At 60.8% G+C, this 12,592-nt stretch carries 11 protein-coding genes and 1 pseudogene; 7 read left to right on the forward strand and 5 right to left on the reverse strand.

The window, feature by feature from the left end; translation table 11 throughout:
- Window positions 1–32 precede the first annotated feature (32 nt).
- A complete protein-coding gene (locus tag GR138_RS28115; RefSeq protein ID WP_160862582.1) occupies window positions 33–590 on the forward strand; it encodes an NADPH-dependent FMN reductase in 558 nt (185 codons plus the stop codon).
- A gap of 79 nt (window positions 591–669) precedes the next feature.
- Here the strand turns inward: GR138_RS28115 and GR138_RS28120 are convergent, their stop codons facing one another.
- A complete protein-coding gene (locus tag GR138_RS28120) occupies window positions 670–2,226 on the reverse strand; it encodes a VOC family protein (RefSeq protein WP_160862583.1) in 1,557 nt (518 codons plus the stop codon).
- A 155-nt stretch (window positions 2,227–2,381) separates the two neighbouring features.
- Window positions 2,382–2,600, reverse strand: a complete 219-nt coding sequence (locus tag GR138_RS28125) for a hypothetical protein (RefSeq protein WP_160862584.1) — start codon at window positions 2,598–2,600, stop codon at window positions 2,382–2,384.
- A gap of 655 nt (window positions 2,601–3,255) precedes the next feature.
- Here GR138_RS28125 and GR138_RS28130 point away from each other — a divergent pair.
- Complete coding sequence (locus GR138_RS28130; protein WP_160862585.1) at window positions 3,256–4,689, forward strand: efflux transporter outer membrane subunit; 1,434 nt, start codon at window positions 3,256–3,258, stop codon at window positions 4,687–4,689.
- 3 nt (window positions 4,690–4,692) lie between these two features.
- Here the strand turns inward: GR138_RS28130 and GR138_RS28135 are convergent, their stop codons facing one another.
- Complete coding sequence (locus GR138_RS28135) at window positions 4,693–5,367, reverse strand: GntR family transcriptional regulator (protein WP_160862586.1); 675 nt, start codon at window positions 5,365–5,367, stop codon at window positions 4,693–4,695.
- Window positions 5,368–5,483: 116 nt separating this feature from the next.
- Here GR138_RS28135 and GR138_RS28140 point away from each other — a divergent pair, with 116 nt between their 5' ends.
- Window positions 5,484–6,323, forward strand: coding sequence for a fumarylacetoacetate hydrolase family protein (locus GR138_RS28140; RefSeq protein ID WP_160862587.1), 840 nt, complete (start codon window positions 5,484–5,486; stop codon window positions 6,321–6,323).
- Window positions 6,324–6,428: 105 nt separating this feature from the next.
- On the opposite strand, the gene GR138_RS30390 is transcribed toward GR138_RS28140, so the two are convergent.
- Together GR138_RS30390 and GR138_RS28145 are read right to left on the reverse strand one after the other, a co-directional pair.
- Entirely contained in the window at window positions 6,429–6,590 is a 162-nt protein-coding gene (locus GR138_RS30390; RefSeq protein WP_202402890.1) for a hypothetical protein, read from the reverse strand.
- A 109-nt stretch (window positions 6,591–6,699) separates the two neighbouring features.
- Window positions 6,700–7,332: a thermonuclease family protein gene (locus GR138_RS28145; RefSeq protein ID WP_160862588.1), complete on the reverse strand. Its 633-nt coding sequence runs from the start codon at window positions 7,330–7,332 to the stop codon at window positions 6,700–6,702.
- 176 nt (window positions 7,333–7,508) lie between these two features.
- Between GR138_RS28145 and GR138_RS28150 the strand changes: the two genes are divergently transcribed.
- The 4 genes and pseudogenes from GR138_RS28150 to GR138_RS28165 form a co-directional block, all read left to right on the forward strand.
- Window positions 7,509–7,853: an ArsR/SmtB family transcription factor gene (locus GR138_RS28150; RefSeq protein WP_160862589.1), complete on the forward strand. Its 345-nt coding sequence runs from the start codon at window positions 7,509–7,511 to the stop codon at window positions 7,851–7,853.
- A gap of 22 nt (window positions 7,854–7,875) precedes the next feature.
- On the forward strand, window positions 7,876–8,361 hold the full coding sequence (locus tag GR138_RS28155) for an SRPBCC family protein (RefSeq protein ID WP_160862590.1): 486 nt from the start codon (window positions 7,876–7,878) through the stop codon (window positions 8,359–8,361).
- 100 nt (window positions 8,362–8,461) lie between these two features.
- Window positions 8,462–9,487, forward strand: coding sequence for an alpha/beta fold hydrolase (locus GR138_RS28160; protein ID WP_160862591.1), 1,026 nt, complete (start codon window positions 8,462–8,464; stop codon window positions 9,485–9,487).
- A gap of 645 nt (window positions 9,488–10,132) precedes the next feature.
- Window positions 10,133–12,592: pseudogene (locus GR138_RS28165) on the forward strand (hypothetical protein); the annotation flags it as partial.

The raw sequence follows: 12,592 nt of genomic DNA on the forward strand, positions 1-12,592 counted from the left end.
TTCTTATGTCGTCTGTAAAGAGGAGAATCTCAATGACGAAACTGGTGGCAATCTCGGGCAGCCTGCGCAAGGGCTCCTTCAACACGGCGCTGCTGCGCGCCGCCTTGAATATGGCGCCGGAGGGCGTCGAGATCGTCGAGGGCTCGATCCACGGCATTCCGCTCTATGACGGCGACGTGGAGGCCGAGAGCGGCATCCCGGACGCCGTCACCCGCCTCAAGGACCGCGTTGCGGAAGCGGACGGCGTGCTGCTCTTCACGCCGGAATACAACAACGGCATTCCCGGCGTCTTCAAGAACGCCATCGACTGGATGAGCCGCCCTTCCTCCGACATCGAGCGTATCTTCGCCGGCAAACCCTTCGCGATCACCGGCGCCTCGCCCGGCAATTTCGGCACGCTCCTGTCACAGGAAGCCTGGCTGCCCGTCATGCGCACGCTCGGCACCGTGCCATGGTTTGGCGCCAAACTGATGGTCTCGCGCGCCGGAACGGTTTTTCAGGATGGAAAAATCGTCGATGAGGCGACCGAGAAGAGACTTCGCGCCTTCATCGCCGGTTTTGCAGCTTTCGTTGCGGAGCGCGGACGTTAAAGCCAGTCATAAAGGACCGTCGAATCAAAAGGGGCATGCCTTCCGGCATGCCCCTTTCTGTTTTCCGACGGCGGCCCCGTCAGCCGATAATCCGCTCCCTGTAGGCTTTCGCCAGGTCCAGATCGGCAGCGCCGAGCTCGTGACCGGCGGCAACCAACCGGTTTTCGACGGACGCGCCGGCCGCTGCAAGGCGGGTTTCAAGCGCCGCCGCGTAGGAACCGTAGGGATCCGATTGCCCCGTCAGCATCAGCACGTTCGTGCCGGAAAGATCGACCGTCGGGGCACTTTCCAGAACGTTCATGCCACGCAGCAGCAGGGCATTGCGGATGAGGCCCGGATGGAGCTGCATGACCGCACCGATCATGTTCGCACCATTCGAATATCCGACGAAGAGCGTCTTGCCCGGATCCAACCCATAGGCCGCATTGGCTCCTTCCATGAAGGCGGCGAAGGCTTCCGCCTCGCCAACAAGATCCTTCTGATCGAACGTCACCGTCGTCAGCCGGCGGAAGAAACGCGGATAACCCTCGTCCACGCTGCGCCCGCGCGGGCTGAGCAGGACAGCGTTCGGCGCCAGCCGCACGCCGAACGGCAGCAGGCTCGTCTCGTTGCCCCCGGTCCCGTGCAGCAGCACGACGGCCGTGCCATCCGGGCTTTCCGGGCGGTGCACGCGGTGGATAAAGGGCAGGTCGCGCTCGGTGATCCGCTCTTCCCCCGGCAGGGCGAATTGCGGAAGCCGGGCCTGGACATCCACCGGATCGGCCCGGAAATGCCGGGGCACGAACAGCTTGCTGCCCAGCGTTTCCAGCGGTTCGTCCACCGTCATGCCCGGCGCATCCGTCGCATACTCGAGGAGCGAACCTCCCGGTTCGCGCACATAGAGCGAGTAGAAATAGGTGCGGTCGTGCATGTTGGTGTCACCCGCATCCTCATCCGCAAGCCTCTCCGCCATGGCCTCGACCGTAGCCCGGTCCGGCGCACGCAAGGCGATGTGATCGATCGTCCCGGTGCCGGGCGCCGACGTCCAGAAGCCGCTGGCATTGCGGATGTCGAGCACATCGCCCGTCCCGCCGGCAAGCCGCGTGATGCCATCCGCTTCGGCGACCTGGCGGTAGCCGAAATGTCCGCCGATAAACGCCGCAGTCTCCGCCGGCTTTTCGGAAAAGATCGTCGCACCGCGAATACGCTGGATGGCATCCGCCGCCGCGATGTCTTTCGTGACATGCGGGGCCGATCCTGCCACATCCGCCTCGCCGACGAGCTTGACGATGATACCGTCCGGGTCCTTCAGCCGCAGCACCGGTTCACCGAATTCCTGTGCTGGACCGGTCAGGGTGATGTTATGCGTCAGAGCCCGCGTCAGCCAGAAGCCGATCGCCTCCGGCTTGATGGCCAGGGCGATCTCTGCCGGCTGGCCGAGCCCGACACGGCCAGGCGATCCGTCCTCCCAGGCAAGGAAGGTGATCAGCGAGCCGGGGCTTGCCGCCGCATCGCCATACAGGAGGTGAAGCTGATCGGCGTCTTCGTAACCCGCCGTCCGCTTGACGAGGCGCAGGCCGAGAAAACCGACGTAGAAATCGACATTCGCCTGGATTTTCCGGGTGATCGCCGTGATGTGATGGATGCCGCTGGTCATGGGGCACCTCCTTTCAGGCGGTAAACAATCAGGATTTGACAGTCCGCGCCAGCCGCTGCCGGGTGAATGCACTGTCCACAAAATAAAACCGGCCCCGCTGAATGGCGAGGCCGGCCGATGCCCGGCTTGGAATGCCGGACTGTGAGAATCTCGGTTCAGGCGGCCGCAATATGGGCCGGTGACATCGACCGCGTGGCGGCAGCCGGATCATTGAGGAGACGACGGATTGCCACGCGCACTTCGTCTGCTGACGAAAAACGCTGCGAATCCAGGTCCCATACGGAATATTTGACGGCTACGAACTTCAGCCGGTCTTCATCGGGAACGACAACACCGACGGCTTCACCACCGATTTCAATAACTTGCTTTTGCATAACAACTCCTGCCGCACCAAAGGTGCAGCCAATTCAATCTTGCGCTCAGTTCGAAGAGGGAAGTGCGGGTTACATTCGGCGGAGTGCCGTATGCGCTTTCCCTGTAATCGTTTCACGACAGGAGTACGCCACACACACGGAGGCGATGCAGTTCATATCGTACATGGACACTCCCTTTCGTTGGCGATGACGCTCTAAAATGGATGCGTCAGGGGGACCGGGATTAAAACGCATGCGGTCCTCATGCGATGCTCCAACACATAAGCGCGCCTCCTTTCCTTGTCAATGGAATCGCCAGAATTTTGGAAAAAATTACTGCCGAATTTGTGTGACAATTCGAATCGCAAAAATACTGTTCGCGCATGCAGCATTTCTCAGAAAAATATGTCGCAAAGACGGACAATCCGAGGAAATGCCGTGACGCAACCCTGTGGCGTGTTTTCGAATGGCGACTTTCGCCAGCCGGGCGAAAATGCAGCACTCGGGCAAATGCCCCAGTTGCACGACGGACACACCCTCTCAGCGAAGCGGGGAAAAAACGCTGTGGGACCATTCTTTCTTGGGTGGGGGCTCGATCTTCCGCCCAAACATGAATAAAGAGTGAATCGCACTTTTGTTCCGTTAAGTATGCCATTGTGGCCGGCAGGGTAGACCCATGAATTTTTCCAGGACGCTTTTTCCGCTCACCATGCTTCTCTTGTCCGGCTGTGTCGTCGGCCCTGATTACCAGAAGCCAGACACCGCATTGCCGGCCAAGTTTTCCGAAAGCAAGGCAACGAGCAGCGAGAGCGTAGCGCTCAATCCGTGGTGGGAATCCTTCCGTGACAAGCGCCTCAACGGCCTTGTGCACCAGGGCATGGCCGAAAACCTGACCGTCCAGCAGGCGCTGGAGCGCATCACCGCAGCCGAAGCGAACGTCATCGTCGCCGGCGCGGGCGCCCTGCCGAACGTCGGTTTGTCCGCAGATGGCAATGTCAGCGGCCAGGACGGCAACTTTATACGCCGGTCAAACCCCACTACCGGTGCAAGCCATTCCGAATCCAAATCCATCAACGCCGGCTTGAGCGCCTCCTGGCTGATCGACTTCTTCGGCCAGTATCGCCGGCAGAGGGAAGCGGCAAACGCCTCGCTCGACGCCGCTTACGATGACGTCAATGTCGCGCGCCTTGCCTATCTCTCGGACCTCGTGTCGAGCTACGTCAACGCCCGCTACTATCAGGAAGCGCTCGCGCTCAACCGCAAGAACCTGGTCTCGCGCCGTGAGACGCTGAAGCTCACCAACGAAATCAAGGAAGCGGGTGCCGCCTCCAGCCTCGACGTGCTGCAGGCCGAAGGTCTCGTCAACCAGACGCTCGCGAACCTGCCTGCGCTCGAAACCGGCTTCCTGCAGTCGGCAAACCACATCGCGACCCTGCTCGGCGTGCCGGCAAGCACGATCACGTCCAGCATGACCAAGGGTTCGGCCCAGCCCATGCCGCGCTACGCGACGCGCACCGGCGTTCCGGCCGACCTCATCCGCAACCGTCCGGACATCCGCGCGGCGGAACGCCGCCTGCAGGCCGCAACGGCGCAGATCGGCGTCGCGGAAGCCGATCTCTACCCGAGCATCGAGCTCGGCGGCTCGATCGGCGCGGCGCGCAACTTCAATACCAAGGTCGGCAACCTGACGAGCTGGTCGTTCGGCCCGTCGCTCTCCCTGCCAATCTTCAACGGTGGCGCGCTGAAGGCGCAGGTCAAGATCGCCCGTTCGGATGCAGAACAGCAGTATCTGGCCTGGAAGTCGACGGTCCTGACCGCCGTCGAGGAAGTGGAAAACGCCCAATCGGCGCTGATCCGCGATTACCAGACGGTCGCCGCCCAGCGTAAGGTCGTCGATACCTTCGACCAGACCCTGGTCCTCGCCCGCGAAAGCTATCGCGGCGGCGCCAGCACCATCCTCGATGTGCTCGATGCCGAACGCAACGTCGCCGATGCCCGCCTGGCGCTCGCCTCGGCGATCCGTCAGCTGGCCCGCGACTATGTCGCGCTCAACGTGGCGATCGGCGGCGGTGCCGAGATCGGCGGCGCGACGGTCGTCGTCAGCAAGTAAGGGTTACCCTTTGAAAAAACTCTCGAGCGCTGCGGCCGTCCGGCCGTAGTGCTCGCGGAGCGCTTCGGCGGCACCGTCCGCATCGCGCGCCAGCGCACGCTCCATCAACCGGCGGTGTTCTCCCGTCACATCCCGTGCCGCGCCCTCGAGGCTGACGGCCAGTCGCCGGTAGCGATCCGCCCGCGAAAACAGCTTACCGCAGATCTCCAGAAGTGACGGCGAGCCGCAGGCCGAAATGAGCGCGGCGTGGAAGGCCGCATGCCGCGCCTCCCAGTCTTCCCGCATCGCCGACGGAATGTCCTCGCGCGCCTGCGGTATGCGCGCCATCAGGTGGTGGGCGGCAAGCACCCTTCCCTCCCAGTCCGCGTCTCCCTTCAACACCGATAGCCGCAGCGCCTCGCCCTCGCAAAGTTGGCGCGTCGCGGTGACGTCACGCAACTCGTCCAGTGACAGGCGCGCCACGCTGTATCCCCGGTGGTCGTCCAGCACGGTAAAACCTTCGGCCGTCAGCCGCGCCAGCGCTTCGCGCACCGGCGTCACGCTCATGCCGCACAGCGCCCGGAGATCGGTGAAGCGCAATCGGTCGCCCGGCTTGAACGCACCCGAGCGGATTTCCTGGCGGATTGCCGCATAGGCCTCCCCCGCGAGTGTGCGTCCGCTCCCCTTCGTCTGTTCCATGCCGCCACACCGAAGTTATAAAATCGCAGGATTTTCGAAAATCATTGACTTGATGTAAAACCAGATGGAAGGTGCGCGCAACCAAAAATCATAACTGGCATTCAATGGAGGTTCACATGAAGCTGGTGCGCTTTGGCGCGGCGGGCGCGGAAAAGCCCGGGATCATCGATGCGGACGGCAAGATCCGCGACCTGTCCGGCGTGGTGCCGGATATTGCCGGCGACGTGCTTGGCCGCGAAGGCCTCAAGCGCCTTGCCGCAATCGACCCGAAGAGCCTGCCGCTTGCGCCGGAAGACAGCCGCTTCGGCGCCTGCGTCGGCCGCGTCGGCAATTTCATTGCCGTCGGCCTCAACTATGCCGACCACGCCGCCGAAAGCGGCATGGCCGTGCCGAGCGAGCCGGTCCTCTTCAACAAGGCCCCCTCCTGCATCGTCGGCCCGGACGATACGATCCTCATCCCGCGCGGCTCGGAAAAGACCGACTGGGAAGTGGAACTCGCCGTCGTCATCGGCGAACGCGCCTCCTATGTCTCGGAAGCCGATGCGCTGGACTACGTCGCCGGCTACTGCGTCTGCAACGACGTGTCCGAGCGCGCCTACCAGATCGAGCGCGGCGGCCAGTGGACCAAGGGTAAGGGCTGCCCGACCTTCGGGCCGATCGGCCCCTGGCTGGTCACGACCGACGAGGTGGACACCGGCGACCTCGCCATGAAGCTCAGCGTCAACGGCGAGCAGGTGCAGAACGGCTCGTCGAGCACCATGGTCTTCAAGGTGCCGTTCCTCGTGCATTACATTTCGCAGTTCATGATCCTCGAACCCGGCGACGTCATCACCACAGGCACGCCCCCCGGTGTCGGCATGGGCATGAAGCCGCCGCGTTACCTGAAGCCGGGCGACCGCATGGAAGTTTCCATCGCCGGTCTCGGCGTGCAGCGCCAGGTCGTTGCCGCCGGTTGATTCGGGTAAGGCAAACCCCATAAAGCGAGAGGGGCCTTCACGGCCCCTCTTTCGTTTCAGCGATCAAAGCGTCTCGCGCAAAGGATGCGGTGGTCTCGCGTGAAATCAGTGGAATGTCGCAGGCGACACTTCGTCTCCGAGAATACGGAAGGCTTCGTCCAGCGCAGCCACCAGGATGTTCGTCAGTTCATCCGCATCGTTTTCAAGGAGGAAGAGCGCAACCGTAGCATTGTCCGGGTCGCTATAGCGCTCGATATCGTTCGACATGTCATTGTCCCTTTCCAGCCGGCACCATCCCGGTTAACGGAAAGCATAGGAACGCTGGCTTGCGTCGGGCTTGTGCCGGAAAGACACAGGTTGCGCAAGATTTAATGCCTCAACCGCACCAGGATTGATGGCGCCCCGTCCAGGGTTTTGCCAGCCCTTCCTGCACCAGCCGGTGGCCGACGGACTGGCCGTTTCGCAGCACGAGATGGGGTGTCGCCCCGGCTCGTGCGCCATCTTTCGCCGCAACCAGTGTCACATCGCCCTCGTTGAGGATTTCGCGCAGCCGCAGCTTGGCATCGCCGCCGCGCAGGCGCTCCGCGTCGCAGCGCGCGCCCGCAATCGCCGGCGTATCGATATCGGCAAGCCGCACCTTGCGGCCAGCATAGAGGATCGTGCTGCCGTCGAGCACGCAATAGTCGGATTGCGTCGTACAGATGAACCATTTGCCGGAAAAGGCCGGCAGCGCCTGTTCGACCGGGATCTTCTCCACCTTTCCGGTGAGCTCCTGCTTCGGCCGCGGCAACGGCACCTCACGCTCGACCTTCTTTTCCTTGCGCTCGATGGAGGCCGTGCGAATCGCGGTCGCCGGCGTCTCGGGCCCCGAAACGCGATTGTCCATGTAGAGAACGCCGCCGATCACCGCCGCACCCAGCACATACCAATGCGCCATGCCGCCCCGCCCCGCCACAGCGGACCGCTTCGATCCCGTCGTCTTCTTTCGCCTGGTCGTCTTCTTCGCCATCACCGGTCTCCTGCGCGAGACAGTGCGACGATCTCTTGAAGATATGGTTACCAGGATGTGGAGACACCTCCCCGTCCAAAGGGAAAGCAGTCGCAGCCAATATTCAACCAAGTGGTTGACAATCAGCTAGTAGCCATATATTCTACCGGTAAGTTAACAACTTAAAGGTTGAATATATGGCTACCGATCCCCTCTCACTTACCTTCGCCGCCCTGGCCGATCCAACGCGGCGCGCGATCCTCTCACGCCTGGCGAACGGGCAGGCGAGCGTCGGTGAACTCGCCATGCCGCACGACATGAGCCTCGCCGCGGTTTCCAAGCATATCAAGGTGCTGGAAACCGCGGGCCTCATTCGCCGGGAGAAGGATGCGCAGTACCGTTACTGTCAACTTCAGGCCGGCCCCCTCAAGGATCTCGACGGCTGGATGGCCGCCTATCGCGGCCTGTGGCGCGACAATCTCGACCAGCTCGACACCTATCTCGCCGACATGCAGCGCGGCGACGATACCAACAAACAATGATACGCAAAGGAAGGAAACCAGCATGAACAAGATGCATGTCGAAACGCCCGCCAACGAACCGATCATCCGCATGACCCGCACCTTCGCCGCTCCGCGCCAACTCGTCTGGCGAGCCTGGACTCAGCCGGAGCATGTTGCCCGCTGGTGGGGCTCGCGGGCCATGGGGGCCACCCGGGTGATCAAGCTCGATGTCCGCCCCGGCGGTGAATGGCGTTTCGAGCAGACGACACCCGACGGTACGGTCTTCGCCTTCATCGGCAAATATATCGAAGTCGCCGAGCCGGAGACACTGGTCAATACCTTCGCTTTGGAAGGCATGTTCGAGGACAAGACCGTGATCGAGACCCACCGCTTCGACGAAGCGGACGGCAGGACCCACTACAGCTGCGTCAGCCGCTTCGACAGCATTGAGGACCGCGACGGCATGGTCGCCTCGGGCATGGAAGCCGGTGCGCAGGACAGCATGAACCAGCTCGAAGAACTGCTCGGCGCACTTACCGCCGCCTGACCTCCCGCCAGTCTATCTGGCCGGCTCCCCCCTCACGCAAGGTCCGTCCGGCCGTCGCACGGCCGGCCGGCCTTTCTCACCCAAAGACAAGGAACATCCCATGAAACCGCTATCCACCGCGGCTGCGCTTCTGCTTGCCCTCTTCAGCGCCATCGCGCCGGTCGACCCTTCAGCCGCGCAACAGCCCGGCGCAGAACCTCTCGGCCTCTACCACGAGATCCACGGCGAAGGTGAACCGCTCGTCCTTCTGCACGGCGCGTTCATGACCATCGAAACCAACTGGGCAAGCAGCCTTGCTGAACTTGCCCTATCTCGCAAGGTCGTCGCCGTCGAGTTGCAAGGGCATGGCCGCACCGCTGATCGCAACGGGCCGCTCCGCTACGACACCATGGCCGACGACGTTGCGCGGCTGCTCGAAACCCTCGGCATCGAAAAAGCGGCCGTGCTCGGCTATTCGATGGGCGGAAACGTGGCTCTCCAGCTCGCCCTGCGCCATCCCGATCGGGTCGAGCACATCGTGGCGATATCGGCCGCCGCAAGCGACAAGGGCCTCGCCGCCGGCCACAAGGACATGGCGCAACATCTGTCGGCAGATATGTTCCAGGGCACACCGCTTGTCGCGGAATACGAGAAGCTGTCACCCAGACCCGACTTCCCAGGTCTCGTCGGCAAGGCCAAGCAGCTGGAACTGACGTCTTTCGATTGGACCGCCGACCTTGCAAGAATCAAAGCCCGCACTCTGCCGATCGCCGGTGATGCCGACGTTGTGACACTCGACCACCCCGCCGATATACACAGGGCCCTCGGTGGCCACGCCAACGGCGACATCAACGGCCCATCAAGAGCCCAACTGCTCGTGCTGCCCGCCACCACCCACATGGGCATCCTCCAAAGCCGAAGCGGTCATCGCCGCCACAAAGGCCTTCCTGGCAGCACAGGCGCAGCCATAATAATCGAAGAGAGAGATAGACAAAGGCTCTGCCACGCGGAGCCTTTTCGGAACCAACAACCGCCTTCAGCCAGCGCTTCCAAACACTCTAGAGATGAGATTTTTGGTAGCGGAGGACAGTTACATTCGAATACACACACAGAAATTATTACTTATAGATTTTCTACAGTAATTTAGATGAATTATCGGGTAAAACTACGTTATTTTTCGCGGTAAAACGCATGATCCATTGCGCACATACTTTATTATAGCGTTGTCATTTTTGATGATCTCCAAATTCGACTCATTGGGTGGCGTCCTAAAACATGGCATTAACCGAAACCGCTGTGAAGAATCTTAAGCAGAAAACTAGACCCTTCAAGCGCGAAGACGGCGGTGGCTTTTACGTCTTAGTTAAACCAAACGGGACAAAACTTTAGCGTTTCGATTATCGCTTTCTCAAAAAACGAAATACCCTATCGATTAGCGCTTATCCGGTGCTGTCTTTAGCAAACGCCTGTGAAGCTCACGAGCGGTGCGGATCCAGCGCTTCGGGAATTCGGCCCGCCGACCATCTCCTCTTTTGCCCGAACACCTGATGAACAAAACCTCCGTTCCATGCGGCCCGAGCGAGACCGGTTGTCCGAGATCGAGCAAGGACTATAGGCCAATTGACTTTCGTGGACATCCTGCCAGGGTGACTACCCTTGCATGTAGAAGGCGCTCAAAGCGGCGGCAAAAAATTTGCAAATTCGCTTGATGGCGCTGGCCACAGGTGATGCTGTCGGCGGGCCTACCGATGTCGAGTAAATTCGACGGAGACCACAGCAGGAAGGGACAGGAATGACCGTTGAAATCAATGTGGGCGAGGCGTCTGAGTTATTCAAAACTACGGTGAAGTTGTCCGACGGCCGTTTGTTGCTGACATGGGTCGTGAACAAGCCCATGGTGTGGATTGATGACGAGGAGAGATCCAACGGGTTCACGATCTATGCGAAAATCCTGGACGATGACGCGGTATCCACTCCCGTTGCAGTTCTGTTTGATACCGACGTAAATTATTTAAGTGCCGCTCCCGACGTAGCTGCGCTGGCTGATGGTCGGGCGTTGATGAGCTGGGGCAAGTTCACCAGTTCCATCGTGGAGGCCGATGGGACTGCGGGTGCTCCCTTCTCGATTAGTGACATGCCGACCCAATTCATTGATCCGACGATCATCAATGTGGGTAGTGACCGATTGTTGGCGACCTGGAGCGCTCACTGGGGCGCTCACTCAAGCGGGTTTGACTTTGGTCTCTATGGGCGTTTTTTCTCATCGGATGGAACGGCGGAAGGAAGCTTTCTGATCGCTTCCGGTGTCACAGGCAATTCTGCCTCGACAGTACTGACGGACGGACGAATATTGATCACTTGGTTCTCAAGCGACGGAATGGTCAGGAAAACGCTTGCGACGGTTTTGAACGCCGACGGCAGTGTTTCGACGCCGGAATTCATGTTGGCGGAAAGCGGGTTTGCTCCGACCGTCGCCGCCCTGGACGACGGTCGCGCAATCGCCACCTGGTTGGCGGGTACGAAAATAATGGGCCGCTTTGTCGAGGCTGACGGCACCCCGTCGCCAACCGCGTTTCAGATAAACCAGACCACGGCGGATCAACCCTCGTTCGTGTCAACGACGAGCCCCGTCGCAGCACTGAGTGACGGGCGAATGTTGTTTGTTTGGCGAGGTGTTGCCGTCGACAAGGTTTACGGCACGATTCTGGAAGCGGACGGCACCACGTCCGCCGAAGAGTTCACGATACCGGTATACGAGAAATGGTTAATCGACAGATCGCTTGCCATTACCGCGCTGAATGACGGAAGCGCCTTTGTCAGCTGGACATCATACACGAAGGGAACCCAAGCGCTCTTGGGGGAGTATCTGAGCCTCGGCACCGGCGACAGCGACAACCGGGCGGGCACCGCTGGCGCCGATACGATGATCGGCAACCTCCGAAACAACGTGTTCTCGGTCAATCATGCAGGCGACAGAGTGGTTGACGGCAGCAGTGATGCCAGCGGCATCGACACAGTTCGTTCCAGCATCAGTTTTAGCCTGGGACAGTCTAAAAATGTCGAAGGCAAAATAGAGAATCTGACTCTCCTCGGCACCACCAACATCAACGGCACCGGAAACGGTTTGGCCAACGTTCTGACTGGCAACGCTGGGAACAACGTACTTGATGGCGGAGGTGGTGCCGACAAGATGCTCGGTGGCGCGGGGAACGACACCTACTTTGTCGACAACACCGGAGATGTCGTCACTGAGGCAGCCAATGCCGGAGACGACTTGGTAAACAGCTCAGTGACCTTTTCGCTCAGCGCCGCGATCGAGAGACTGCAGCTTATTGGAGGGGGGAACATCAGCGGCACTGGCAATGCGCTGGCCAACCACATACGCGGCAACAGCGGTAACAACACCCTTTCCGGCGGCGGCGGGAACGATACGCTCAACGGAGCGGGAGGTGCAGACAAGCTATACGGCGGAGATGGCAACGATACGCTCGACGGAGCGGCCGGTGCAGACGAGCTGCACGGCGGAACTGGCAACGACGTCTATATGCTGGGCGCGGAAAACGATCTGGTGAGCGACAGCGCCGGGATAGACCGGATTACCTCGACTATCTCCCGCTCGCTCGCAGACTACGCGACGATCGAAAACCTGACCCTGCTCGGAATCGGCGACACCACCGGAACCGGCAACATTTTCAACAACCATCTTCTTGGCAACAGCGGGAGCAATATCCTTTCGGGTGGTGACGGCAACGATACGCTCGACGGAGCGGCGGGTGCCGACTGGCTGTACGGCGGAACTGGCAACGACGTCTATGTGCTGGGCGCGGGAAACGATCTGGTGAGCGACACCGCCGGAATAGACCGGATTACCTCAACTATCTCCCGCTCGCTTGCAAACTACGCGACGATCGAGAACCTGACCCTGCTCGGAACCGGTAACACCGCTGGCACCGGCAACAGTCTTAACAACCATCTTCTTGGAAACAGCGGCAACAATAAACTTTCAGGCGGTGGCGGTAATGACAAGTTGGACGGGGGCACCGGCGCCGACAAGATGACCGGCGGCACAGGCAACGACACATACGTCCTCGACAATGCCGGCGACGTCGTGATCGAGGCTGCCGGAGGCGGCACGGACCTGGTTCAATCGTCCATTAGCTGGGCCATGGCCGCCAATGTCGAGAGGGTATCGCTGACCGGCTCCGCAAACATCAACGCTACCGGCAACACACTCGGCAACACCATGACCGGG

The sequence above is a fragment of the Shinella kummerowiae genome (genome assembly GCF_009827055.1).
Classification (GTDB): Bacteria; Pseudomonadota; Alphaproteobacteria; order Rhizobiales; family Rhizobiaceae; genus Shinella; species Shinella kummerowiae.